At 61.0% G+C, this 26,163-nt stretch carries 22 protein-coding genes; 8 read left to right on the top strand and 14 right to left on the bottom strand.

What is annotated here, in order from left to right:
* Positions 1-26 precede the first annotated feature (26 nt).
* From ACQKKX_RS09880 to ACQKKX_RS09870, 3 genes are read right to left on the bottom strand one after another with little or no spacing between them, the layout of a single operon-like run.
* Positions 27-1,397 carry an MlaD family protein gene (locus tag ACQKKX_RS09880; protein ID WP_427570476.1) on the bottom strand — a complete coding sequence of 457 codons (1,371 nt, stop codon included), beginning with the start codon at positions 1,395-1,397 and terminating at the stop codon, positions 27-29.
* Positions 1,398-1,406: 9 nt separating this feature from the next.
* Positions 1,407-2,261: an ABC transporter ATP-binding protein gene (locus ACQKKX_RS09875; RefSeq protein WP_427570475.1), complete on the bottom strand. Its 855-nt coding sequence runs from the start codon at positions 2,259-2,261 to the stop codon at positions 1,407-1,409.
* A gap of 11 nt (positions 2,262-2,272) precedes the next feature.
* Entirely contained in the window at positions 2,273-3,433 is a 1,161-nt protein-coding gene (locus ACQKKX_RS09870; RefSeq protein WP_427570474.1) for an ABC transporter permease, read from the bottom strand.
* 94 nt (positions 3,434-3,527) lie between these two features.
* Between ACQKKX_RS09870 and dgcA the strand changes: the two genes are divergently transcribed.
* Positions 3,528-4,511: an N-acetyl-D-Glu racemase DgcA gene (dgcA, locus tag ACQKKX_RS09865; RefSeq protein WP_427570473.1), complete on the top strand. Its 984-nt coding sequence runs from the start codon at positions 3,528-3,530 to the stop codon at positions 4,509-4,511.
* 107 nt (positions 4,512-4,618) lie between these two features.
* Here the strand turns inward: dgcA and ACQKKX_RS09860 are convergent, their stop codons facing one another.
* On the bottom strand, positions 4,619-5,443 hold the full coding sequence (locus ACQKKX_RS09860; RefSeq protein WP_427570472.1) for a UDP-2,3-diacylglucosamine diphosphatase: 825 nt from the start codon (positions 5,441-5,443) through the stop codon (positions 4,619-4,621).
* Between the two features lie 224 nt (positions 5,444-5,667).
* On the opposite strand from ACQKKX_RS09860, the gene ACQKKX_RS09855 reads away from it, so the two are divergent.
* Positions 5,668-7,998, top strand: a complete 2,331-nt coding sequence (locus ACQKKX_RS09855; protein ID WP_427570471.1) for an NADP-dependent malic enzyme — start codon at positions 5,668-5,670, stop codon at positions 7,996-7,998.
* Between the two features lie 103 nt (positions 7,999-8,101).
* Positions 8,102-8,797: a hypothetical protein gene (locus ACQKKX_RS09850; RefSeq protein ID WP_427570470.1), complete on the top strand. Its 696-nt coding sequence runs from the start codon at positions 8,102-8,104 to the stop codon at positions 8,795-8,797.
* A gap of 36 nt (positions 8,798-8,833) precedes the next feature.
* On the opposite strand, the gene bluB is transcribed toward ACQKKX_RS09850, so the two are convergent.
* The 6 genes from bluB to rpiA all read right to left on the bottom strand — a co-directional run bounded on the left by bluB (position 8,834) and on the right by rpiA (position 15,090).
* Positions 8,834-9,529, bottom strand: a complete 696-nt coding sequence (gene bluB / locus ACQKKX_RS09845) for a 5,6-dimethylbenzimidazole synthase (protein WP_427570469.1) — start codon at positions 9,527-9,529, stop codon at positions 8,834-8,836.
* A 12-nt stretch (positions 9,530-9,541) separates the two neighbouring features.
* Positions 9,542-10,372, bottom strand: coding sequence for a TolB family protein (locus ACQKKX_RS09840; protein WP_427570621.1), 831 nt, complete (start codon positions 10,370-10,372; stop codon positions 9,542-9,544).
* Between the two features lie 366 nt (positions 10,373-10,738).
* Positions 10,739-12,115, bottom strand: coding sequence for a class II 3-deoxy-7-phosphoheptulonate synthase (locus ACQKKX_RS09835; protein WP_427570468.1), 1,377 nt, complete (start codon positions 12,113-12,115; stop codon positions 10,739-10,741).
* 169 nt (positions 12,116-12,284) lie between these two features.
* Positions 12,285-13,691, bottom strand: a complete 1,407-nt coding sequence (gor, locus tag ACQKKX_RS09830; RefSeq protein WP_427570466.1) for a glutathione-disulfide reductase — start codon at positions 13,689-13,691, stop codon at positions 12,285-12,287.
* 128 nt (positions 13,692-13,819) lie between these two features.
* Positions 13,820-14,377, bottom strand: coding sequence for a DUF2059 domain-containing protein (locus ACQKKX_RS09825; protein WP_427570465.1), 558 nt, complete (start codon positions 14,375-14,377; stop codon positions 13,820-13,822).
* On the bottom strand, positions 14,374-15,090 hold the full coding sequence (gene rpiA / locus ACQKKX_RS09820; RefSeq protein WP_427570620.1) for a ribose-5-phosphate isomerase RpiA: 717 nt from the start codon (positions 15,088-15,090) through the stop codon (positions 14,374-14,376). The genes ACQKKX_RS09825 and rpiA overlap by 4 nt, the downstream gene beginning before the upstream one ends.
* A 286-nt stretch (positions 15,091-15,376) precedes the next feature.
* On the opposite strand from rpiA, the gene ACQKKX_RS09815 reads away from it, so the two are divergent.
* A complete protein-coding gene (locus ACQKKX_RS09815) occupies positions 15,377-16,021 on the top strand; it encodes an HAD family hydrolase (RefSeq protein WP_427570464.1) in 645 nt (214 codons plus the stop codon).
* Between the two features lie 88 nt (positions 16,022-16,109).
* Entirely contained in the window at positions 16,110-16,556 is a 447-nt protein-coding gene (locus ACQKKX_RS09810) for a hypothetical protein (RefSeq protein ID WP_427570463.1), read from the top strand.
* Positions 16,557-16,616: 60 nt separating this feature from the next.
* On the opposite strand, the gene ACQKKX_RS09805 is transcribed toward ACQKKX_RS09810, so the two are convergent.
* Entirely contained in the window at positions 16,617-18,896 is a 2,280-nt protein-coding gene (locus ACQKKX_RS09805) for a L,D-transpeptidase family protein (protein ID WP_427570462.1), read from the bottom strand.
* Between the two features lie 444 nt (positions 18,897-19,340).
* Here ACQKKX_RS09805 and fumC point away from each other — a divergent pair, with 444 nt between their 5' ends.
* The gene (gene fumC, locus ACQKKX_RS09800; protein WP_427570461.1) at positions 19,341-20,732 is read left to right on the top strand and encodes a class II fumarate hydratase; all 1,392 of its coding nucleotides are present in this window, start codon (positions 19,341-19,343) and stop codon (positions 20,730-20,732) included.
* Positions 20,733-20,988: 256 nt separating this feature from the next.
* Positions 20,989-22,059 (top strand): GGDEF domain-containing protein, encoded by a 1,071-nt coding sequence (locus ACQKKX_RS09795; RefSeq protein WP_427570460.1) that lies wholly within the window; start codon positions 20,989-20,991, stop codon positions 22,057-22,059.
* A gap of 19 nt (positions 22,060-22,078) precedes the next feature.
* Here the strand turns inward: ACQKKX_RS09795 and ACQKKX_RS09790 are convergent, their stop codons facing one another.
* From ACQKKX_RS09790 to ACQKKX_RS09780, 3 genes are read right to left on the bottom strand one after another with little or no spacing between them, the layout of a single operon-like run.
* Complete coding sequence (locus ACQKKX_RS09790) at positions 22,079-22,705, bottom strand: pyridoxamine 5'-phosphate oxidase family protein (protein WP_427570458.1); 627 nt, start codon at positions 22,703-22,705, stop codon at positions 22,079-22,081.
* Complete coding sequence (locus tag ACQKKX_RS09785) at positions 22,702-24,525, bottom strand: monovalent cation:proton antiporter-2 (CPA2) family protein (RefSeq protein WP_427570457.1); 1,824 nt, start codon at positions 24,523-24,525, stop codon at positions 22,702-22,704. The genes ACQKKX_RS09790 and ACQKKX_RS09785 overlap by 4 nt, the downstream gene beginning before the upstream one ends.
* A gap of 29 nt (positions 24,526-24,554) precedes the next feature.
* Positions 24,555-24,929, bottom strand: a complete 375-nt coding sequence (locus ACQKKX_RS09780; protein ID WP_427570619.1) for a gamma-butyrobetaine hydroxylase-like domain-containing protein — start codon at positions 24,927-24,929, stop codon at positions 24,555-24,557.
* A 225-nt stretch (positions 24,930-25,154) separates the two neighbouring features.
* On the opposite strand from ACQKKX_RS09780, the gene moaA reads away from it, so the two are divergent.
* Entirely contained in the window at positions 25,155-26,141 is a 987-nt protein-coding gene (moaA, locus tag ACQKKX_RS09775; protein WP_427570618.1) for a GTP 3',8-cyclase MoaA, read from the top strand.
* Positions 26,142-26,163: the final 22 nt, after the last annotated feature.

Raw genomic sequence — 26,163 nt, 5'->3', positions numbered from 1 at the left:
CCTGTTCTTGAACGCAACATACGCCATCAACGCCGGGTCCTGCCGTCATAAGTCTTGACCTCGTCCCCGCCGAAGATGAGGCGCTGGGGATCGTTGTCGAAATTGGTGATCGCGCGATTGAGATTGTCCACCGTGCGCCGCATGTCGCCCACCAGGCTTTGCACGTTCTGCAGGCCGGAAGACGAGAAGCGATTGATATTGTCTGCGATCGGGCCAATGCGGCCATTGAGATTGTCGGCCGCGGCGCGGATCGACTGCAAGGTCTTCTGCGCCTCGGCGAACATGCCTTCGGAACTGTCGCCGCTCACCATCGTATCGACCTTCGCAAGAATGCCGTCGACGCGGCTGGATGCCTCGTTCAGCTTCTTGGCCAGTTCGGAAAAGTCGCCGATTGCGCGATCGATCTCGTCACGGCGGGCAGCGACACCATCGACCACGTCACGCGCCGAAGCGACCGCGCCGCGCGCATCGGCGGAAACCTGCGCAAAATTCTCCACCGCGGCGCCGACCTGTTTCGGATCGACCGAGGCCATGACCTGTTCGGCGCGCCGCAGCACATTCTGGGTATCGAGACCGACCTGACGGAAGCTCGCCGCGGTCTGCTTGACCTCGGCGACAATGCCCGGCAGTTCCGTCGAGGAAGCGGCAATATCGCCGGAAACCTTTTCCGCATTGCTGAGGATGTTGTTGATTTTGTTGGCATCGACAGCACGCACCAGCTGTTCGGCCGCCTCGAGTGTCGAATCGATGCGTTGCGATACCGTGTTGAATGTTCCTGAAAGCGCCGACAGGCTTTGCAAGAATTCGTCGATGGCGCCGGCATTGTCGCTCAACGAAGCCGTAAACGTCTCGGCGTGCTTGATCGTTTCCGTCAACGGCCCGCGAGCATCGGCGACAAAGCCTTGGATATCGCCGATGGCGGAATCGGCGCGCTTGAGGATCTGGTCGGCCGTGGCCAGAAGGTTGGTCACGCTCGACTGGTCGGCGATCAGCACGGCCGGGCGGCCTGCATCCTGCGCTTTCTTGACGATATTTTCCTCCCCGACGCGACCGCCCGACAGTTCGATATAGGCGGCGCCGGTCAGGCCCTGCACTTCAAGAACCGCCTTGGTCGACTGGTAGATCGGCGCCTCCAGCTGAACCTCGGTGAAGGCGATCGAATAGCGCGGATCGTCCGGATCGATGGCCAGATTGCGCACGGTCCCGACGGGAATGCCGTTAAAGCGCACCGCCGAACCGACAGACAGGCCGTTGGCGGAGCCCGGAATGCGGATCGCCAATTCGCCCGTCGGCCCGCCGCGGCCATATTGCGCCATCCAGTAGACGAAGCCGAAGGCGGCGGCGACCACCAGAAGGGTGAAAAATCCCACAAGGGCGTAGTTGGCTTTGGTTTCCATGAATTCCGGTCACTTTTCTGGGTATTCGGCGGCTCGGTCGATCGGCTCGGTCACCACCGAACGTGCGCGTTTGCCGCGGAAATAAGACTGAACCCAAGGGTCGTCGCAGGCAAACATGTCGTCCAGCGTTCCTTCCACCAATACCTTCTTCTGGCCGAGCACGGCAATACGGTCGCAGACCGAGAACAGGCTGTCGAGATCGTGCGTCACCATGTAGACGGTAAGTCCCAGCGTATCGCGCAGCTTGGCGATCAGCGCATCGAAGTCGGCGGCTCCGATCGGGTCGAGGCCGGAAGTCGGTTCGTCGAGAAACACCAGGTCCGGATCGAGCGCCAGCGCACGCGCAAGGGCTGCGCGCTTGATCATGCCGCCAGACAGTTCCGAAGGATATTTGTCGGCCGCATCGGCCGGCAGTCCGACAAGCTCCAGCTTCAGATAGGCCAGCTCATCCATCAGCGACTGCGGTAGCCGCAGATATTCGCGCATCGGCAGCTGGATGTTTTCCTTCACCGTCAGTGCCGAAAACAGCGCGCCATGCTGGAAAAGAACGCCAAGCCGCGTATCGAGCGAAATGCGCTTCTGCTCGTCGGCCGTATCGTAATCCACGCCCAAGATCTTGATCGTGCCCGACCGATGCGGCAGGAGCCGCAACACGGTGCGCATGAGCACCGACTTGCCGGTGCCGGACGCGCCGACGAATCCCAGAATTTCACCGCGATAGATATCGAGGTTCAGGTTATCGAGCACGATCTTGGAGCCGAAACCGACGGTCAGATCGCGGACCTCAAGAATGATGTCGCGATCACCGTTTGCCGGTATCTCTTTCTCCAGGGTCTGGCGCTCCAGTGTTTCGCTTGCGGCCATTCGTCGTCGCCTTAAAAATCGATCGCGGAATAGAAGATCGCAAACAGCGCATCCATCAGGATGACCGCAAAGATCGACTTCACCACGGAAGCGGTCACGTGCTGGCCGAGCGATTCGGCGCTGCCTCCGACCTTCAGGCCTTCCACTGCCGAAACGATGCCGATAGCAAGCGCCATGAACGGCGCCTTGATCATGCCGGATGCCACGGAGGAATAGTCGATCGCTTCATTCAGGCGCCCGAGAAAGGTCTCGAACGTGATGCCGGAATAGGCCCAGGTTATGACCGCGGCACCGGTCAGCGCCGCGAAATTGGCTATGATGGACAGTAGCGGCAGCGCAATCGTCAGCGCCACCAGCCGCGGAAAAACCAGAACGCCGATCGGGTTGAGACCGATCACGGTCAGAGCATCGATTTCCTCGCGCATCTTCATCGATCCGATTTCCGCGGTAATCGCGCTGCCGGAACGGCCAGCGATCATGATTGCGGTCAAGAGGACGCCGATTTCGCGCAACTGCAAAATGCCCACCAGATCGACGACGAACAGTTCGGCGCCGAAATAGCGCAGCTGGAAGGCGCCCTGCTGGGCAATGATCGCGCCGATCAGAAACGACATCAGCAAGATGATCGGTGTCGCGCGCACACCCATGCGATCGATATGGGTTACCACAGAAGCCGGCGACACGCCCGCGCCGTGGCCAAGCTTCATCTGCGCGCCCCGCACGGCAGAGCCCAGAATGTTCATGGCCGAAACGAGATCCCGACCGAGCGCAACCATGACCTCGCCCGTCGGGGAAAAGATACGCTGGAACAGTGTGCTGTTATCGGCAATCTTTTCCGGCTCAGGCGTCTTTTCGGGCAGCACATCCAACAGTTCGCGCAGCTTGGCATCGGCGCCAGCCAGCTCGATCTCGCCGCCCGCATCCCTCTGGCGGGTCATCAGGCGGCGCAACAGCCAGGCGCCAGCCGTGTCGATCCCCTCAATTTCGCTGACATCCACCTCCAGCCGGCCATTGGCCTTGCCGGATTCGATCTTCGACAGTTTTGGGAGCACGGCCGAAATGCCATGGCTGCGCCAGTTCCCGGTCAGGACCAGACGCTGTCCCCCATTGTCGATCTCTTCGATCCTGATGTCCGCGTCCGACATCTCGGCGGGGTTCGGCTGTGCCTGCATAAATCTTCTTCTGCTCAACGCCCGTTGATAGCGCATCGGGAAACGGCAATATAAACACCTGTTAACGAAATGCCATGCGCGGGAAGCTAAATCCATGCGGCGTCACCTCGAAGCCACAACAGAATCCTTTCCGATCGCCGGAAGCTTCACGATTTCCCGCGGCTCGAAGACTGAAGCCGAGGTTGTGACCTGCACAATCGGCGAAAACGGCTTTACCGGCCGCGGTGAATGCGTGCCCTATCGCCGTTACGGGGAAACCATCGACGGCGTATTCGAGGCGATTCGCGCGATGGCGCCTGCCATCGAACAGGGAATGGACCGCCTGTCTCTGCGGCGCGAAATGAAGTCGGGCGCGGCGCGCAATGCGATCGATTGCGCCCTGTTCGATCTTGAGGCCAAATCGGGCGGTGCACGTGTCGCAACGCTTCTCGGCATGGCCGATCCCGCGCCGGTCGTCACCTGCTACACCATCTCGCTCGCCGACCCGGCCACCATGGCGACACAGGTTGCCGCCAATGCCCATCGTCCGCTTCTCAAAATCAAGCTTGGCACGGAAAACGACGCAGATCGTATTCGCGCCGTGCGCGCGGCCGCTCCCAATGCACGGATTGTCGTTGATGCCAACGAAGGCTGGACACCGGCCAATATCGAACATCACCTAGCGGTCGCGGCACAGGCGAATATCGAACTGATCGAGCAACCGCTGCCGGTTGGCAAGGATTCGATCTTGAACGGCATATCCCGGAAGGTTTCGATCTGCGCAGACGAGAGCGTGCATTCGACGGACGATCTTTTGGCGCTTCGTGATCGCTACGATGCCGTCAACATCAAGCTCGACAAGAGCGGCGGCCTGACCGAGGGACTGCTCATGAAGGCGGAAGCGAAACGGCTGGGGTTTAAAATCATGGTCGGCTGCATGGTGGGCACATCACTTGCCATGGCGCCGGCGGTACTGCTTGCACAGGGCTGCGATTACGCCGATCTCGACGGCCCGCTGCTGCTTGCTCGGGATCGCGTTCCGGGCCTGCGTTATGACGGATCGCTGGTGAGTGCGCCGCAGCCGGAATTGTGGGGCTGAGCCCCGCTCTCCGTCGCCTTCTGGCCTGCCCCGAGCATCCGACGACGCATCCAACAGACGATTCGGTCGATGGCTCGCGACAGGTCAAGCATAAGGTCGTTCAAGGATTAGGCAGCCTGCGTCGCTACGACGTCGCGCTTTTCCGGCGCCGGCAGCGCATGCACTTGCGCCGTTGCCGCTACATGGCGCCAGGTGATCAGCTCGAACGAGCCGTCGGCATGCTCGGCGATCGCCGTACAGCTTTCCACCCAGTCGCCGGTATTGACGTAGTGAATGCCATCGATGTCTTCCATAACCGCGTGGTGAATGTGGCCGCAAATGACCCCATCGACCTCGGCGCGCCGCGCTTCATCGGCCACCACGTTCTGAAATTCGCCGATGAAATTGACCGCCTGCTTGACCTGCAGTTTCGCCCAGGCCGAGAACGACCAGTAAGGCAGGCCAAGCTTGCGGCGGATGGCGGCAAGACCGATATTAATGACGATGGCAGCGTCATAGGCCCAATCGCCGAGATAGGCGAGCAGACGGATGTTGCGCACCACGACGTCGAACTGGTCTCCATGTAAAACGAGATATTTACGGCCATCCGCTGTTTCGTGAATGATCCGGTCGGCGACTTCGATGCCGCCGAAATGCACACCCGGGAAGGATCGCAGGAATTCGTCGTGATTGCCTGGGATATAGATGATGCGGGTGCCCTTGCGCGCCTTGCGCAGCAGTTTCTGCACCACGTCATTGCAGTCCTGGGGCCAGTACCAGCTGCGTTTCAGCCGCCAGCCGTCGACGATGTCGCCGACCAGCACGATCGTCTCGGCCTCGTGGTAGCGCAGGAAATCCAGAAGGAAATCCGTGCGTGCCGCCTTGGAGCCGAGATGCACGTCGGAAATGAACAGGGTTCTGAAATGCTTCGTTTCGATTTGCCCAGTTTGCATTTGCCCAGTCACGAAACCGCCCTCTCGTCGCGTCGTCCTGACTTCTGAAAAACAGACTCGTGTTTCACGAACATGACAGGCGCCGGCTTTTGTATCCGTTGCCACCGCACGTCACCCGCACGCAACATCGCCCTTGGAAGACGGCACGGCTCAATATGCGGCTGGACCCTTCGGCCATTTGTTGTATTGAGGGACCTCGAAAAAGAAATTTGACCGAGGTCGCAATGACATCGAACATGTCCGATACGCCTGCCAATCCCTCCAGCAATGGCGAACTTGAAGAACAGGCATTGTTCTTCCATCAGTATCCCCGCCCGGGCAAGCTGGAAATCCAGGCCACCAAGCCGCTCGGCAACCAGCGCGACCTCGCGCTCGCCTATTCGCCGGGCGTTGCCGCTCCCTGCCTTGCCATCCGCGACAATCCGGAAACCGCGGCGGACTACACCGCACGCGCCAATCTTGTCGCCGTCATTTCCAACGGCACGGCGGTTCTGGGGCTGGGCAATATCGGTCCGCTCGCTTCCAAGCCTGTCATGGAAGGCAAGGCCGTTCTCTTCAAGAAATTTGCCGGCATCGACGTTTTCGACATCGAGATCGACGCGCCGAAGGTCGAGGAAATGGTCTCGACCATTGCGGCTCTCGAGCCGACTTTTGGCGGCATCAATCTTGAGGACATCAAGGCGCCGGAATGTTTCGAGGTCGAGCGCCAGTTGCGCGACAAGATGAACATCCCGGTCTTCCACGACGACCAGCACGGCACTGCCATCATCGTCGCCGCCGGTATCCTAAACGGTCTGGAACTGGCCGGCAAGAACATCGCCGACGTCAAGATCGTTGCCTCGGGCGCCGGTGCTGCCGCCCTTGCCTGCCTCAACCTGCTGGTTTCGCTCGGCGCCAGGAAGGAAAACATCTGGGTCCACGATATCGAAGGTCTGGTCTATGAAGGCCGCACCGAGCTGATGGACGAGTGGAAAGCCGTCTATGCCCAGAAGAGCGACAACCGGGTTCTGGCCGACAATATCGCTGGCGCCGACGTGTTCCTCGGCCTTTCGGCCGCCGGCGTCCTGAAGCCGGAACTGCTGGCCCAGATGGCGGACAAGCCGCTGATCATGGCGCTTGCGAACCCGACACCGGAAATCATGCCGGAACTCGCCCGCGCCGCCCGCCCGGATGCGATGATCTGCACCGGCCGTTCGGATTTCCCCAATCAGGTCAACAACGTCCTCTGCTTTCCCTATATTTTCCGAGGTGCGCTCGATTGCGGCGCGACCACGATCAATGAGGAAATGAAGATGGCGGCGGTCAAGGCGATCGCGGCCCTTGCCCGCGAGGAAGTCTCCGACGTCGTTGCCCGGGCCTATTCGGGCGAAACGCCGATTTTCGGTTCGGACTACCTGATCCCCTCGCCCTTCGACCCGCGCCTCATCCTGCGCATCGCGCCGGCCGTCGCCAGAGCTGCCGCCGAAAGCGGTGTCGCCGCCCGCCCGATCCAGGATTTCGACGCCTATCTGGACCAGTTGAACCGGTTCGTCTGGCGGTCCGGTTTCGTGATGAAGCCGATCTTCGCCACGGCCAAGGCTACGGAAAAGAAGCGCGTCATCTTCGCTGAGGGCGAAAACGAGCGGGTGCTGCGCGCCGTACAGGTCCTGCTCGACGAGCAGATCGCGGTGCCGACGCTGATCGGTCGCCCGTCGGTCATCGAGGCGAGACTCAAGCGTTTCGGCATCCGGCTGCGCCCAAACGAGGATTTCGCCGTCGTCAACCCGGAAGACGATCCGCGTTACCGCGATTATGTCGATGATTATTTCGCCCTCGTCGGCCGCGCCGGCATCAACCCGGAGGCGGCCCGCACGCTGGTGCGCACCAACAACACCATCATTGGCGCCCTGTCGGTCAAGCGCGGCGAGGCCGATGCGCTGATCTGCGGTCTCGAAGGTCGCTATGACAGCCACCTGCGCCACATCCGCCAGATCATCGGCATGCGTCCCGGCGCCTGCACGCTGTCAGGCCTCAGCCTGCTGATTTCCCAGCGCGGTGCGATGTTCTTCACCGATACATTCGTGAACTACAGCCCGTCGGCCGCCGAGATCGCCGAGATCACCGTTCTTGCCGCGCAGGAAGTTCAGCGTTTTGGCATCGTGCCGAAGGCGGCATTGATCTGCCATTCGAATTTCGGTTCGCGTGATTCGGAAAGTGCACGCAAGATGCGCGAGGCGCTGACGCTGGTTCGCGAAAAGGCGCCGCATCTGGAAATCGACGGCGAAATGCAGGGGGGTGCCGCCCTGTCCGAAGTGGTGCGCAAGCGCGCCATGCCGAACAGTACGCTGACCGGCGAGGCCAACCTTTTGATCTTCCCGAACCTCGATGCCGCCAGCATTTCGCTCGGCATCGCCCGCAACATGACCGATGCGCTGCATGTCGGACCGATCCTGGTAGGTGCGGCGCTTCCCGCCCATATTCTCGGCCAGTCGGTGACGTCGCGCGGTGTCGTCAACATGACGGCGATCGCCGTTGCCGAGGCCTCGCAACCGACCCTGCCGGCCATCCTGGCCTAAGGGTTTGTGATACTGTCGCTCCGAAGGCGGAACCATTCGCCTTCGGCATTCGACAACGAGACGATGACGGTCCCACAACAGGCGGGGCCGTAGGGAGGCAAGGATGCGACCTCACAGATTGCTGTCGCTGGTCATCTGTTTCAGCCCACTGTCCGCTATCGCGCAGGATCAGGCCGCGCTTTGCCAAAACCTTTTCCGGCGCCTTGCCAACGCGCCGCAGATCATCGGCAGTACCGGCGATGTGCGCGCTCATGCGCAGGCAGTGACCCGGCAGAATGTCGAGATCCGCAAGCTGAGGCTCGACATGCGCCGCCATGAATGTGGCTCGATCAGCGTCACGCCGCTCGGCGGCCCCAACGACGACGCCTGCCGTGCCTTGCGGCAGACGCTGGCGCAGATGGAGCAGAACCGCAGGGATATCCTGGCAGCCCGCAATCAGGCTCGCAGCCTCGTCATCACCGGTCACGAGACCAGGCTGATCCGTTCCGAAATCGCAGCCAATAACTGCGCCGCCCCCGATTCCGAATTCGTGCCTGGCGTGGCTGATACCGAGGGCGGTACCGATGCCGGCAGTTCATCCTCGGTCGTCACGCTGGCGGCACCCAAACAATCTTCGATCATTACCTTCAGCGATCCGCCTCCGGTCGTCGAGAAAGCCAAGGCAGCGGACCTGCCACCGGTGCCGGAGCGCGACTATGATCCGTCGAAAAAGGTTCGCATCGTCGGACCACAGTTTTTCCCGAACCCGAGCACGATCGATCTCGCCAATCCAGCCGGCGGCGCACAACTGCGACAATAGCACCCGCGGACACGCGCGCTTGCGGCCATAGGGGGATCAGGCTTCGTCCTGCGGCCAGCGACCTTCGTGGACAAGGTCCGCCAGCGCCAGCCGCTCGCGCCAGCCCTTCACCGCCAGTTCCGGCTCGCTGTAAAGCTGATCGACAAATCCCAGACAGAGCCAGGCGACGATTTCGACACGTTCAGGAATGCCCAGCAGCGCCTTGATATCGGCATCATGAAAGATGCTGACCCAGCCGACGCCCACACCTTCCGCCCGTGCCGCCAGCCATAGGTTCTGCACGGCACAGACGGTCGAATAGGCGTCCATGCGCGGATTGTGGGTGCGTCCCAGCACGACCGGGCCCGCCCGATCTGGATCGCAGGTGATGCAGATCGACAGAGGCGCCTTGCGGATGCCTTCCAGCTTCAGGCCGCGATAGGTTTGCGCCCGGTCGCCGGAAAACAGGTTCTCAGCCTCGGCATTGGCGCGCGAGAAGGCTTGATAGGCCTGCGCGCGGGTGGCCTCGTCGCGCACGAGAATGAAGCTCCATGGCTGCATGAAGCCTACGGAAGGGGCTGCATGTGCCGCGTCCAGCAGACGCATCACCAGATCGTCCGGCAAGGCGTCGGGCAGGAACTGGTCGCGCACGTCGCGTCTGGTATGGATGGCGCGATAGACGGCCGCACGTTCGTTTGTCGCGAAAGGTTCCGCAGCGGTCAGCGCGTCCTCGGGTTTCGGTTGCGTCAGCATGGCCAAACGCCTTCAGGGCAGAGGGAAATAACGGACATAGGCAAATTCATCGCCATCCGGCGCCCAGTTGGGAGAGTTCATGGTACCCTGCCCGCCAAAAAGCTCGAACAGCGTTTCAACATTGCCGCCATCCATATCCATCAGACGCACGCGGACATCAAGATCACGCGGATGGTCGAAGACATCGCCGTCGTAGGAAAGAAACACGACCTTATCGCCTTTCGGAGAGGGATGCGGAAACCAGTCGCCGTAGTCGCTGTCGGTCATGCGCTCGGCAGACCCGCCTTGCACCGGCACACGCCAGATTTGCATGCGGCCGCTGCGGCTGGAATTGAAATAAATCCAGCGCCCGTCCGCCGAATAGTCCGGGCCGTCATTTCGGCCCTCGCCGAAGGTCAGGCGTAGCTCCTCGCCGCCATCGATCGCAATCGAATAGATATCGAAAACCTGCTCGCGGATGCCGCAAAAGGCGAAGCGCCGGCCATCCGGAGACCAGCCATGCCAATAGGACGGCAGGTTGCGCGTCACCAGCCTCGGCATACCGCCCTGCGCCGACAGCACATAAATGGCCGATTTATCGAACTCGCATTTGTCGGAAATGGCAATCAGCGTGCCATCGGGTGAAATGCCGTGATCATTGTTACAGCGGATCGCAAAATCGGTATCGACGGCCTGCGGCGTGACTTCCCCGTCCAGCGGCAGGCGATACAGACGGCCATCGCAGTTGAGCAGCAGGCTGCGGCCGTCCGGCGACCAGTTCGGCGCCTCGAAAAGCTGCTCCGTCTGCCAGACGACCCGCCTCGAGCGGTTGCGGATGTTGAAGATCTCGATCGAACTGCGCAGCACCTGCGTCACTCCCTTCACGGTGTAGCACGGCTTAACACAGAAAATCGCTGCGGTCTGCGCAGGCGTTCAGCCACGGTTTAAGGGATGACCGACCATGAAAATCACGGGCACAAATTAGTTATCTCTAAATAAAGGTTTTGTTAACAGCATGCCGGCATTATATTAACATCTTCGAATATAAAGCCACTGCCGGACCCCGCCCCCCCAAATCCAGGCTCAGGCGGCATATTCGGAGAACTGCAATCGCGGGACATCCCATCCACCCCGCGCCCGTTCTGTTCAGCGTTTCGCGAACGGGCAGACTGAAAAGGCCGGCGTCTCCCCCCGACGCCGGCCTCTTTTTTCAGTTCAGATCACGAGTGATCAAACGGCGACCGCTGCCATGCGCTTCTCGTCGCGACCGGTCTTCATGCGCTCGGCCAGAAGGAAGGCGAGTTCCAGCGCCTGATCGGCGTTGAGGCGCGGGTCGCAATGGGTGTGGTAACGATCCTGCAGATCGGCGCCAGTCACCGCACGTGCGCCACCCGTGCATTCGGTCACATCCTTGCCGGTCATCTCGACATGGATACCGCCCGGATGCGTGCCTTCGGCGCGGTGGATCTGGAAGAAGCTTTCGACTTCCGAAAGGACACGTTCGAACGGGCGGGTCTTGTAGTTGTTGAGCGTGATCGTGTTGCCATGCATCGGATCGCAGGACCATACGACCTTGCGGCCTTCCTTTTCGACAGCGCGGATCAGCTTCGGCAGATGATCGGCAACCTTGTCATGGCCGAAACGGCAGATCAGCGTCAGACGGCCGGCTTCGTTGGCCGGATTGAGAATGTCGATCAGCTTGATCAGGTCATCCGGCTGCAGCGAAGGGCCGCACTTGAGGCCAAGCGGGTTCTTGATGCCACGGCAGAATTCCATGTGCGCATGGTCGGCCTGGCGCGTGCGGTCACCGATCCAGATCATGTGGCCCGACGTCGCGTACCAGTCGCCCGAGGTGGAATCGACGCGGGTCAGCGCTTCTTCATAGCCGAGAAGCAGGGCCTCGTGGCTGGTGAAGAAATCGGTCTCGCGCAGGCTCGAATTGTTTTCCGAGTTGATGCCGATCGCCCGCATGAAATCCATGGTTTCGGAAATGCGGTCGGCCAGCTTGCGGTAACGGTCCGCCTGCGGTGAATCCTTGATGAAGCCCAGCATCCACTGCTGCACATTGTCGAGATTGGCGTAACCGCCCATCGCAAACGCGCGCAGAAGATTGAGCGTCGCGGCAGACTGGCGGTAGGCCATGATCTGGCGTTCCGGGTCCGGAATACGGGCAGCCTCGGTGAACTCGATGCCGTTAACGATGTCGCCGCGGTAGCTCGGCAGGCTCACGTCACCCTGGGTCTCGATGCCGGAAGAACGCGGCTTGGCGAACTGGCCGGCGATACGGCCAACCTTCACCACCGGCAGCTGGGCGCCATAGGTCAGGACAACGGCCATCTGCAGGAAGGCACGGAAGAAATCGCGGATGGTATCGGCGCCGTGTTCGGCAAAGCTTTCGGCACAGTCGCCACCCTGCAGCAGGAAGCCGTTGCCTTCCGCCACGTTTGCAAGCGACTTCTTCAGCCGGCGCGCTTCGCCTGCAAAGACAAGCGGCGGCCAGGTTGCCAGTTGCTGCTCGGTCTCGCGCAGCTTGTTGGCGTCCGGATATTCCGGAACCTGCTGAATAGGCTTCTGCCTCCAGGTGCTCGGTGTCCAGTTCTGTGCCATGATACTAACCCAATCTGCACGTTATGGCCGTCCCGGCCATGGTGCCCTTCGAAAATTGACGGGGCTTATAACGCTTTGCCCCGTCCTTGCATAGACCGGCAACCATGCCGATCGGTACGATCAGCCGCTGCAAGAGCGACGGATCGAGGATATAGAGCCAGGCGGCGTATCAGCCGTCGATGCGCTCGCCGTTCTTCAAAAGATAGCTCGGCTTGTACATCGTCACCAGCTCTTCCGATGCAGTCGGATGTACGGCCATGGTGCGGTCGAAATCGTCCTTGGTGCAGCCGGCCTTCAGCGTGATGCCGAGAAGCTGTGCCATCTCACCCGCCTCGTGACCGAGAATGTGCGCACCCACGACCTTGCGGTCCGCAGCATTGACGATCAGCTTCATGATCGTGCGCTCGGTGCGCCCCGACAGCGTCGCCTTCATCGGACGGAATTCGGCACGGTAGACTTCAACATCGGCAAACTTCTTGCCCGCTTCCTCTTCCGACAGGCCGACCGTGCCGATCTCCGGCTGCGAAAAGACGGCGGTCGCAATCAGGTCGTGATCCGGCGAGGTCGGGTTGCCCCGATATTCGGTTTCGATGAAGCACATCGCTTCATGGATCGCCACTGGCGTCAACTGTACGCGGTCGGTTACATCGCCCAGAGCATAGATGTTGTCCGCGCTGGTGCGAGAATAGTCGTCGACGATGATCGCGCCGCGCTCGTTAGTCTTGACGCCGGCGGCCTCCAGACCGAGACCCTTGGTGTGGGGATCGCGGCCGAGCGCAAGCATCACGGCCTCCACCTGCAGCGTCTCGCCGTTCATGGTGCGCGCCGTCAGTCCGCCGGCCGGGTTCTTGGCCACGTCCTCGATCACATCGGTCAGGATGATGCGGATACCCTTGGCCTCCATCGCCGCATGCAGACCGCGCCGCATGTCGTGATCGAAGCGCGACAGGATTTCCTTGCCGCGATAGATCAGCGTCGTCTCCACTCCGAGACCGTGAAAGATGTTGGCAAATTCCACGGCGATATAACCGCCGCCGGCGATCAGGATCGATTTCGGCAGGGTTTCGAGGTGGAACGCCTCGTTGGAAGTGATGCAAAGCTCGTGACCCGGCAGCGCCTCATGCGGGTTGGCCGTACCGCCGGTGGCGACGATGATACGGTCTGCCGTCACCGTCTTGCCGGTGGCAACCAGACGCACCGTATGCGCATCCACCAGTTCGGCACGGGTCGCGAGGATCTCGGCGCCGGCATTCTCGAGCCCACGGCGGTAGAGACCTTCCAGACGATCGATTTCCTTGTCCTTGGCGGCAATCAGCTTGCCCCAGTCGAACGCGCTTTCACCCACGGTCCAGCCGTAACCGGCGGCGTCCTCGAAATGCTCGGGAAACTGCGAGGCGTAGACGAACAGCTTTTTCGGCACGCAGCCGCGAATGACGCAGGTGCCGCCGAAACGGTATTCCTCGGCAATCGCGACTTTCTTCCCGAGCGAGGCGGCGACACGTGCTGCTCGCACGCCACCAGAGCCCCCGCCGATGACAAAGAGGTCGTAGTCGTAGGAAAGGGCGGCGGCGGTCATGGATGGCTCCAGTCAGAACATCAGGAAGGAAGGAATCAGAAAGACGGCATCGATATAGGTGCCGGCCGGCCAATGCGAAAGCCCGGCCGAAGCCGGGCTTTCAACGAAGGCAAGGATTGGCGGATCCGTTACTGCTGCGGTGCCGGATTGACGGCTTCCGCGCCAGAAGGCTGGCTCGGAGCCACGGCGACAACGTCACGCAGCTTGGCCGTGCTCTGATTGGTCAGGTCGCGCGAGATACCGTTCGCCCAGATCTCGGCGGCACGGCCGAGTTCGCGCTGAACCAGCGGCAGCGTGCTCAGGAATTTCTTGCCCGCAGGCGAATTGTGAAAGGCGGCAATCGCCTTCAGCTCGTCCTCGGTAAAGGCCTTGGCATAGGCCGTCGCAGCTTCCTTTTCGAGATCGGAGCGACGCGCCGCAAGGGCGATGGCTTCCGCATCGACGGTTTCGGAAATCTTGTCCTGGAAATTGGGCGAGGACAGGATGAACTCGGCCTTCAGACGTTCGGCCAGGTTCGGCAGAATGTTGTCGAACTGGCGTGTTGCCTCGATCGCATTGATCGTGTCGCGGGCGGCCTGCAGGTGCGAGGCGGAAATTTCCTGGGCCTGCGCACCGGCGCCGAGCGCCAGGCCGGAAACGAGCGTTGCCACGGCGGCAGCACGGCCGAAAACCGTAAGTCTGATCATGAAAGGTTAGCTCCTGTGTTGTTCGCCCTCAGCGTGCGCGCACCAGCCGGCCCGGCAATGATCGCGAGCGACGCCATGTGAATGAAAAGCCCGTGTTCCACGACGCCGGGAATGGAATTCAAGGCGCCTGCCAGCGCCTGTGCATCAGGAATACGGCCAAAAGATGCGTCAAAAATATGATGTCCACCATCCGTGGTGAAGATGTCGTCGCCATGACGCCGCAGCTTCAATTCACCGGAAAGACCGAGCTTGGACGCGCTTTTTTCAATGGCGATTCGTGTGGCCACCGCGCCGAAGGGATTGATCTCGATCGGCAGCGGAAAGGCCCCGAGCATATCCACGACCTTGCTCTCGTCGGCAATGACGATCACCCGATGCGACGCGGCGGCCACGATCTTTTCGCGCAGCAGAGCGCCACCGCCACCCTTGACGAGGGAAAGGTCGCCATCGAGTTCGTCGGCGCCGTCGATGGTCAGGTCGAGTTCCGGCAGTTCGTCGAGCGATTTGAGCGGCACGCCCAGTTCGACGCACAGCCGTGCCGTGCGCTCGGATGTGGGGACGCCTTCGACCTTGAGCCCGCTCGCCACCTTTTCGGCCAGGAGCCGCACGAATTCTTCCGCAGTGGAGCCGGTGCCGATGCCGAGCCGCATACCGTCTTCGACATGCTCAAGCGCAGCGGCTGCCGCCTTGATCTTCATTTCCCGGGCGTCCATGCGCGAGAAGCTCCCTCTTCGTGATCCCGTCGTCTTTGTCCGCTGCTGTTTACACGCCTCGGGGCGCAAACAAAAGGCCCCCCGGTTTACGTTTTTCGACAGGATTTTCATCTGATTGACTGCCGGCGGATGCCTGCGCGGCATTTGCATTCGGCCGCCGCCTTGCATAAACCGGAACGACCTTTCCATTCCATCCTCCCTGCTTGCAGGCCGCTGCAAGGCCACTGAAAACCCGAGGTAACCCGCCGTGAAAGCTCCCCTGGTTGTCTTTGATCTCGATGGTACGATGATCGACACGCATGCCGACCTGATAGAAAGCCTGAATTACACGATCACGGCGGCAGGTCTCACGCCGGTGACCTACGACGATCTGACCCATCTGGTCGGACAAGGCGCGCGGGTGATGATCCGCCGCGCTTTCGATCTCAGAAACACGCCGCTTTCCGAGACGGATCTCGAACCGTTGTTTGAGCGCTTCATCGACCATTATCGTAAAGGCATTCCCGGCAAGAGCCGCCCCTATCCCGGACTTCTCGCCTGTTTCGAGCGGCTGAAGGCGTCCGGCATGACGATCGCTGTCTGCACCAACAAGCAGGAAGTACTGGCGCTGCCCCTGCTGGAAGGCCTTGGCCTCACCCACCACTTCGCCGCGATCACCGGAGGCGACACGTTCGCCTTTCGCAAGCCCGACGCCCGCCACATTTTTGGCACGATCGAAAGGGCCGGCGGAGACCCCGACCGCAGCGTCATGATCGGCGACAGCGTCAACGATATTCTCGCCGCCCACAATGCCAACATCCCTTCGATCGGTGTCAGCTTCGGCTATTCCGACGTGCCGGTCGCGGAGCTGAACCCGAGCGTCGTGATCGACGGTTTTGACGAACTGACGGTCGATCTGGTCAACAAATTGCTCGCCCCATCCGTCGCATGAGGTAATAGCCGCTGCTTGGAAAAGCTCAGGGTTGCGATATTGTATCTACGCAATCTTTGCGCTAGGCAACCAACCCCGGGGGAACCACATGTCAGCTTTCACAGATCTCCTGTCCCAACCAGCAGTGACATTCTCGGCAGCAAATGTAGAAACCGCGCAAGTCGACGACGACGAACTCTATGTCATTATCGGCACGCAGTCGGCCCAAGCTGCTGCGGAACGGTCGTTCGATTTCCTGGCTACACGGACCAAATTAATCGAAATCGGTAAGGCGGCGTTTCGGAATCTAGAAAAGGCCGTCCATCGCCTGGTCTGCCAAAGGGACGATAACGACGCGGACACGAACGCAGCCATCGACGCAATCGTTGGCGCTATTACAAAGAAGGCGGCAGCCGCACTGGCACTTGCTCTGGTCGGTACCTTTTCTCTGCCGCAGCTCGTTGCTACGGCGGTGGCAATACTTCTCATCAGACTGCTCGGTCGCGCCACTTCCGAGACCATCTGCGAGGTCTGGAAACCGCTCGAAAGCAGGTGATCGCTCCCTCGCAGCAAGCAACAGAAGGTCGCGACCTTCTGTTGCGCCGTGGCCCGCTGATCAGGCCTGTGGGTTCCGAGCCTTGCTGGTCGCTTCCAGCGCCTTCATGGTCGCGACATCGCGGTCGTAGACGTCGCCAAAATACTCGACCTTGCCGTCCTTGTTCGGCCATGCCGTAAAATAGGCGACATAGACCGGAATGTCCGCAGTGACTGGCGTCGGCATGTTCTTGCCGGTTGCGATGCGGGCATCCACGTCTTTCTCGCTGATGCCGAGGAGCGCCGCCGCCATCTTGCGCGGTTCGGCCAAACGCACGCAGCCATGGCTGAGCGCACGCATGTCGCGCTTGAAGAAGCTTTTGGCCGGCGTGTCATGCATGTAGATGGCGTGGGCGTTCGGGAACAGGATTTTCAGATCGCCCAGCGCATTGTCGCTCGAGGGCGGCTGGCGCACGGAAATATTGGTGGTGGAACCGTACCAGTCGACATTTCTCGACGACACGGCGCGACCATTCACTGCCACTTCGTAACCGAGACGATCCAGATAGCTCGGATCCTTGCGCAATTTCGGCACCATCTCGTTGACGATGATCGACTGCGGCACACCCCAGGACGGGTTGAATTCGACCGTCTTGATCTTGTCCTGGAAGAAGAAGGTCTGGTGGGCCTTGGAGCCGATCACGGACCGCATCGAGAACTGTTCGGTGCCATGTTCGTAATAGGCAACACGGAAGGACGGCTGGTTGATCATCACATGGCGATCGCCAAGATCGACTGGCAGCCAGCGCAGTTGCTCCATGGCCACGATCAGCTTGGAAACCTTATCCTCATTGCTGTCGCCCATCAGCGCGCGCACGGTACCACGCCCGACCACACCATCGGCGTTCAGCCCGGCTTCCTTCTGATAGTCCTTTACGAAGGAAACGAGTTCCGGCGTGTATTCCGGTGTCTGGCGGTAGGCAGCGATCACCTCGGCCTGACGTGTCTTGAACGCTTCCGACGCATTTTTCTGGATGACGGCCACCACGTTGGCCATGTCCGGGCTGCTCATGCCCGGCTTCAGCAGCAGATCGTCGGGCAGCTTGATGGCGTCTTCCCGCTCGGAAGCGGCACGCAGATGCGCGAGCTCCGCCTTAAGCGCTTTGAACTCGGCATTGGCGGGCGCAAGGCCATCGAGATAGGCCGCGGTATCGGGTGCGCTCCTCGCTGTGTCCAGAACGGCGGCGAGATCGACAGACTTCCGCTTGAAATCATGGAATTCCGAAATGCGATTGGGGTCGAGACGGCCACGCACCATGTCCTGCGCAAACAGCATCGCCTTGGCGGAAAGCGCCACGTCGAACTGCATCAGCTCCCGGGCGCGGTCGTCATCCAGCACGACGGCCTGAGGCGCGGGCTCGGTGACGGCAGGCTGACCGGACGGAGCCGTCTCTGTTGCAAGCGGCGCCTCGGTGGTGCCCGCCGACGTTGGCTGAGCGCCAGCAGCCGCTGCTTGCGCCGTCGCGGCAGCGGCGGGCGCCGGAGCGGCAGCCGGGTCGTTCGTTGCGGCAGTTGCGGCCTCGGACGTTCCGGCCGGAGCGGTTTCGGCCGCCGGGACGACAGGCGCAGTCTGGGTGGCCGCGTTTGCACCAGCGTCATTGTTGGTAGCGGCAACAGTCGGGACCGTTTCAGCCGTGGCGGTCGGTGCGGTCGCGGTGACCGTGGCTGGCGCGGCGTCCGTCGCGCCTGCCTCGACCGGCGTTTCGGCTGCGCTCGTCGTGGAATAGGTCTTCACTGCATCCGTCGCATGCGCCGTCGTCTGCCCAGCCGCATCCGCGGAAACGCTTGCAGTCGCCAGAAGCGGCTCGTCGACGGCATAGTCGGCCGGATCAAGCCCATAATCGGCAGCATTCTTCATGGCCGCCAGAACAGCGCGGGCCTTGTCCGTCAGGTCACCGTTCTCAATCCACAGCGGCGCAGCATTTTTGGCGTAATAGGCCTCGATGGCTGTTGCGATATCAGCCGGAACCGAAACGCGTGCATCGACCAGGAAACGGGTCTGGTCGGTCGCGGAAGCGGCGGCGAAACCGGCGGTCTTGACCGGTCGCATCGCGTCCGCGCGGTAGGTGAAATATTTTGGCGGAGCGACCTTCGGCAGCGGTTCCGGATCACGGATCGCGCGTTCGGAGGGTGTTTCGATGACCACGCCGGGCAAGGCTCTGGCACTTTGCTCGCGCGACCTGCCTTTCAGCATGTCCATCAGCGTGTAGGCATGCGCCTCGACCGGCAGGATGGCGCCGCCCAGCATCGAAATCCCCGAAAGCAGCGCGAGCGTGGTGGTGGTCTTCCGCAGTGTCAGCAAGGTATTCCCCGTTATGGCTCCACGATCATCGCGGCCCGCGCGATCATCGTTGTCGTATTGATGCGGACATGTCTCTAGACGAACATGCCCGCCATGAAAAGAAAACGAAAACGTCGCAACCGACCGGCGTTGAACGGAGCGCGCGTCAATTCGTTTCCAGAACCTTAAGAAAACATTCGTTAAATTTTTACTGACATCGGCTTTTCCGCGGCAATGCGAGCGATCGTCACAAACCTGCAATTCGCGGCATCGTGGCAATAATGGCACGGCCGTTTCGCAGCGGAGGGTAAAAGCCCGATCTGCACTTTCGCAATCGGGGGGCTTGCGCTTGCAGTCGCCTGACAATGGTATAGAAATGCGCCGCCGGCTTCAGGCGCATTCCACCTTCATTCTTCAGGCCGGTACGTTCAGCCCGCAGGCGCGGGTGATGGGAGACAGAGGCACATGACGACGAACCGCACCGAAACCGATACATTTGGCCCGATCGAAGTTCAGAACGATCGCTATTGGGGCGCCCAGGCCCAGCGTTCGCTCGGCAATTTCAAGATCGGCTGGGAAAAACAGCCGCTGGCCGTCGTTCGTGCGCTCGGCATCGTCAAGCAGGCCGCCGCCCGCGCCAATATGGAACTTTCCGGCCTCGATGCCACCGTCGGCAAGGCCATAGTCGATGCCGCCCAGGAAGTCATCGACGGCAAGCTCAACGACCACTTTCCGCTCGTTGTCTGGCAGACCGGATCCGGCACGCAGTCGAACATGAATGCCAATGAAGTGATCTCCAACCGCGCCATCGAAGTACTCGGCGGCGTCATGGGCTCCAAGAAGCCGGTGCACCCGAACGATCACGTCAACATGAGCCAGTCGTCGAACGACACCTATCCGACGGCCATGCATATTGCCTGCGTCGAGCAGATCCACCATCACCTTCTGCCGTCGCTGAAGCACCTGCATCAGGCGCTGGAAGCCAAGGTCAAGGCGTTTGCCCATATCATCAAGATCGGCCGCACCCATACGCAGGATGCAACGCCGCTGACACTCGGTCAGGAATTTTCCGGCTACGCCGCGCAGGTGGCGTCCGCCATCGCCAATATCGAGCTGACGATCCCCGCCCTTTCCAAGCTCGCGCAGGGCGGCACCGCCGTCGGCACAGGCCTCAACGCCCCCGTCGGCTTTGCCGAAAAGGTAGCCGAAGAGATCTCCAAGATCACCGGCCTGCCCTTCGTCACCGCGCCGAACAAATTCGAGGCGCTCGCCTCGCACGATTCGATGGTGTTTTCGCACGGCGCCATCAACGCGGCGGCCGCAGCCCTGTTCAAAATCGCCAACGACATCCGCTTTCTCGGCTCCGGCCCGCGCGCAGGTCTTGGCGAACTGTCGCTGCCGGAAAACGAGCCGGGTTCGTCGATCATGCCGGGCAAGGTCAACCCGACCCAGTCTGAAGCGCTCACCCAGGTCTGCGCCCACATTTTCGGCAACCACGCAGCCCTCACCTTCGCTGGCAGCCAGGGTCATTTCGAGCTCAACGTCTACAATCCGATGATGGCCTACAACTTCCTGCAGTCGGTTCAATTGCTCGGCGATGCCGCCGTATCCTTCACCGACAATTGCGTGGTCGGCATCGAGGCGCGCGAAGACAATATCCGCAAGGGCGTGGAAAACTCGCTGATGCTGGTCACGGCACTCAATTCCAAGCTCGGTTACGACGCCTGCGCCAAGATTGCCAAGACCGCCCACAGGAACGGCACGACACTGCGGGAAGAAGCCGTCGGCGGCGGCTATCTGACCAATGAAGAATTCGACCAGTATGTTCGTCCGGAAAACATGATCGGTCCGAAATAAGCGCGGCTACCGCCCATCGTTGACAACATAGCGCCGGATCGCCCCGCGATCCGGCGCAACCATGTCGAGAAAAACTTTTTCTGGTCATATTTTCCGAATGGCTACGGATTAACTGATCGAATTGCCGGAAAAACCAGCGCTTTCAGTCATCTACAAATACTACCGAGCCACATTGAAAACATGATCCTTAATCTTTTACCAAGACTTTGGCCGTAATCATAGGTTTCAATCTGGGTGGGACCGACGGGAGTAGCCGATGAACACGGCGACAGCGCAAAAAGCGCATGCTTCTGATTTAGCTGGGCAGATCGTTTATGCATTGAGGTCGATGGGCGTGGCGCCCATTCCCCGCAATTACCAGCTTTTCTATGAAGCGTATATCGGCAGCAATGCTCAGCTGTCGCGTGATCTTGTCGGTCTTGGCAGCCGGGCGACGCAGGAAGAGCTCGACCATCTGGCCGACGAATATCTCAGCCACCCGCAGGCGGTGGTGATCGAGCGCGCCCATACGCGTCTTGCTACCGAACTGGAAGGTATCTTGCGCCTGATCCGTCAGGAACAGAGTTCGCTTGAGAGCTACAACCGCCTTCTTGGCGAAACGGCATCGCGCATCAGCACCAAGACCAATTTCTCCACCGATCTCCTGTCCAGCGCCATCGAGCTTCTGTCGAGGGCCACGGGCGATACGATGGCGCATGGCGAAAAGACGGTCGAGAACGTTGCCCAGCGATCGCAGGAAATGGATGATGTCCGCAAGGAGCTCGACGAGTACAAGCGGATCGCCAATACCGACTCGCTGACGCGGCTTTCTAACCGCCGCGCCTTTGACGAAATCCTCGCTTCTCTTTTCGACGACCGCATGGCACTCGGCGTCACGGCGCTCGTGCTGCTCGATATCGATCATTTCAAGCGTATCAACGACACCTACGGCCACCCTGTCGGCGACAAGATTCTGGCCACCGTCGCCTCCGTTCTTCGCAGCAATGTGCGCAAGGATGTTTTCGTGGCGCGCACCGGTGGCGAGGAATTTGCCATGGTCATCCAGGGCAACACGCCGGAAGAGGTCCATGGCGTGTGCGAGCGCGTTCGCCACGCTCTCGAAAGCCGGCCTTTCCGCAATTCCCGTACCGGCGTCGATTACGGGCCGGTGACGATTTCGCTGGGCTTTTCCATGGCCGCCCAGGCGGAGGACCCGGGCCAACTCTACGAACAGTCGGATGTGGCGCTGTATCTCGCCAAGAGCAACGGCCGCAACCGTACCCAGATGTTCGAGGAGGGCATGCGCAAGGATTATGTCGGCAAGGGCTGGCTGATCTACAAGAAATGACCGGCAAGCAGCACCGCGATCACCACATGGTGGCGGCTGCTCGGACGCCCCATTCGCGGTCATAGGTTTCCTTGTCGAAATCCGTCTTCGCCGCCTTCAGCAGCGCGCCGGGCGTCGGCAGGTTTTTTGGATCGACGAACCGGTCCGGGTTCCACAATTGCGAGCGCATCAGGGCGCGCGCACACTGGAAATAGACTTCCTCTATCGTCACCACGGTCACCGTGCGCGGATGCTTTCCATCCATCACGAAACTTTCAAGCAGGGCCGGTTCGGCGCAGACAACTGCCCGGCCGTTGACGCGCATCGTCGTGTTCGATCCCGGCACCAGAAACATCAGGGCCACACGCGGGTCACGCACGATGTTTTCGAGCGAATCGATCCGGTTGTTGCCACGCCAGTCCGGAAGAATGAGGGTGCGCTCGTTCTCGATCCGCACGACGCCACCGAGATCGCCGCGTGGCGAACAGTCCATGCCGTCCGGCCCGACAGTCGCAAACGCCAGGAAAGGCGAAGCCTCGATCATCTGCCGATATTCCTGCGTCAGGAATGTCGTCACCTTGACCAGCGAGGCTTCACTGCTGTCGCCATAAATCTCGCGCAGTCCCTCGATCGACGTGATGACGCCTTCCTTGCCGATCCCGCTCATGTCGCGGCCTCCTTGATAGCGGCCTTTTCCGCCGCCTTGCGTTCACGCTCGCGTGCCGTTCTGGCCGAAATGATATCCGCAGGCTGGGCATTGCCCTTGATGAGGGACCGGCCGGCGTAAATGCCACCCACCTGCTCCATCGCGAAGCGCTGGCGGTCGATCTCCCGGAACTCCTCTACCACGCGTGCGACCAGATCTTCCTCTTCGCCAAGAACCTGCATGACCTCTCCGGAAAAATCGAGGGCCGATTCGTAGGTTTCGCGGATCTGGTAATCGACGCCGGCCTTCAGGAGGTCGATTGCGTGACCGCGGTCATAGGCGCGCGCCAGAAGCGGCACCATTGGGTATTCCTCCTTAACGATCTCGGCGATCTTGATTGCCGCTTCGCGATCATCGACGCAGATCAGGATGGCACGTGCCGTCGCAGCTCCGGCCGCATGCAGGATCTCTGGCCGCGAGCCGTCGCCGTAGTAGACCTTGAAGCCGAAATCACCCGCATCACGGACGAATTCGGCGTCCTTGTCGATCATCGAGAGCGTATACCCTCGCGCCAGAAGCGGCTGGCTGGCGATCTGGCCGAAACGGCCGAAACCGATGATGAGCACGGTATTTTCGATGTTTTCGGGCTCGGCCAGACCGCTTGTATCGACCTGCGGCTTGGGTGCCATGCGCACGTAGATCGCCACAACGAGCGGCGTCACCGCCATGGACAGGACGATGGTTGCGGTCAGAACCGCATTGGCATTCGCGTCGAGGATGCCGGCGGATGCGGCGGCGGCGTAAAGCACGAAGGCGAACTCGCCGCCCTGCGCCATCAGGATCGCCCGGCCAAGGCTTTCGGCATGCGGCGCGTTCATCAGCCGCGCGACGCCATAGATGACCGCACCCTTCACGATCATGTAGGCCACGACGGCGATCAGCACGTGGCGCCAGTTGTCGAGGATGACCGCCAGGTCAACCGCCATGCCGACGCCGAGAAAGAACAGACCGAGCAGGATACCGCGAAACGGCTCGATATCGGCTTCCAACTGATGGCGAAACGAGGATTCCGACAGAAGCACGCCCGCGAGAAACGCGCCCATGGCCATCGAAAGACCGGCAAAATCCATCAGCAGCGCCGAGCCGAGCACGACCAGAAGGGCTGCCGCCGTCATCACCTCCCGCGCACCCGATTGGGCCAGCAGGCGGAAAAACGGATTGAGCAGGTAACGTCCGGCCAAAACCAGGGCCGCAATCGCTGCAAGGCCGATTCCGAGCGATTGCAGCTGGTCGAGAAAGGTCGCGGTTTCGCCATGCGGCGCCACAAGCGTGACGATGGCCAGAAGCGGCACGATGGCCAGATCCTCGAACAGCAGGATCGCCACGATATGCTGGCCCTTGGGCGTATGCAGGTGATTGCGTTCCTGCAGCATCTGCATGACGATCGCCGTCGAGGTCAGCACGAAGCCGGTGCCGGCGACAAAGGCGACAGGGGCCGACTGACCAAAAGCAAGCCCGATGGTCATCAGCGCTGCGATGCAGGCGAGAACCTGAAGCGCACCGAGCCCGAAAATGTCCTTGCGCATGTTCCACAGCCGCGACGGCTGCATTTCAAGCCCGATGATGAACAGGAACATCACCACGCCAAGTTCGGCGATATGCAGGATCGCCTGCGGGTCGGACACGAGTTTCAGGCCGAAGGGACCCACTGCCAGGCCCGCAGCCAGATAGCCGAGCACCGAGCCGAGCCCGATTCGCTTGAAAAGGGGCGCGGCGATCACGCCGGCGCCGAGAAGCGCCACGACCTGGACCAGTTCCCCTGCATTCGTTTCTGCCGACACCGTAAACCCCTCGTATTCCGTTCCGAGCCTTATCGCATTCCCGTGACAGGATCGCGGCCAAGGCCCTTGGACGCCAATTCCGCCTCGTATTCGGCGAATTTCGATGCCCCGTCCAGGCCCAATTCGCGCAAATATCGCCAGGTATAGATGCCGCTGTCATGACCGTCGTCGAACGCGATCCGCACGGCATAATTGCCGGTCGCCACCACGTTGAGGATCGCCACCTCGCGTTTGCCCGGCACCGTCACTTTCTGCCCGCGGCCGTGCCCCTGCACTTCCGCCGAAGGCGATAGCACGCGCAACATCTCCGCCGGCAGCGCATAACGCGCGCCGTCATCGAAAACCACGGTCAGCATGCGTCTGTCCCTAGACACGACAAGCTCGGTCGGCCAACTCTCTGTGATGGGGTCGCTCATCTCTACGCTTCCAATTTGCCTCGTCCACGATTATGGACTTCATCCATTCGCTGCAAGTCCGTTGACGGCAGCATCATGATCCAATGTCGCTGACATTGCGCATGCTTGACGTCGATCAAGACAATCACCAGATCAGGCGTGCAGGAGTAAGATGACGTGAATTCTTTCGTGACCCCGCCAAGTGTTGCCCAGCCGGCTTCGGCCATCGCGCCGATGATCGATAAATTCGGTCGCGCCGTCACCTATCTGCGCGTCTCCGTCACCGATCGTTGCGATTTCCGCTGCACCTATTGCATGGCCGAAAACATGACCTTCCTGCCGAAGAAGGATCTGCTGACGCTCGAGGAACTCGACCGCTTGTGCTCCGCCTTCATCGCCAAGGGGGTAAGGAAACTCCGGCTGACCGGCGGTGAGCCGTTGGTGCGCAAGAATATCATGCATCTGGTGCGCTCGGTCGGCCGTCATATAGAGGCCGGCACGCTCGATGAGCTGACGCTGACGACAAACGGCTCGCAGCTTGCCCGCCACGCGCAGGAACTCTACGATTGCGGCGTGCGCCGCATCAATGTCTCGCTCGATACGCTCGATCCGCAGAAGTTCAAGGAGATCACCCGCTGGGGCGATTTTTCCAGGGTCATGGAAGGCATCGACGCCGCCCAGAAGGCGGGGCTGAAGATCAAGCTGAATGCCGTGGCGCTCAAGGATTTCAACGAGACCGAAATTCCCGATATGCTGCGTTTCGCCCACGGCCGCGGCATGGACCTGACCGTCATCGAGACGATGCCGATGGGCGAGATCGAGGAAGACCGCACCGACCGCTACCTGCCGCTTTCCGTGCTGCGCGAAAACCTCGAAAAACAATTCACGTTCACAGATATCCCGTTCAAGACCGGGGGCCCTGCCCGCTACGTGGAAGTGGCAGAAACAGGCGGCCGCCTGGGCTTCATCACGCCGATGACCCATAATTTCTGCGAGGGCTGCAACCGCGTGCGCCTCACCTGCACCGGCACGCTCTACATGTGTCTGGGCCAGAACGATGCCGCCGATCTGCGGGCGGTCTTGCGCGAAAATGACGACCCCGCCCATCTGGCAGCTGCCATCGATGAGGCAATCGCCCGCAAGCCGAAGGGCCACGACTTCATCATCGACCGCAACAACAGACCGGCAGTGCCGCGCCACATGAGCGTGACTGGCGGCTGAGGGATCCCCCATGACGAACGAA

This window comes from Neorhizobium sp. NPDC001467, from assembly GCF_050275975.1.
Classification (GTDB): Bacteria; Pseudomonadota; Alphaproteobacteria; order Rhizobiales; family Rhizobiaceae; genus Neorhizobium.
This window is presented reverse-complemented; position numbering and strand designations above follow the sequence as displayed.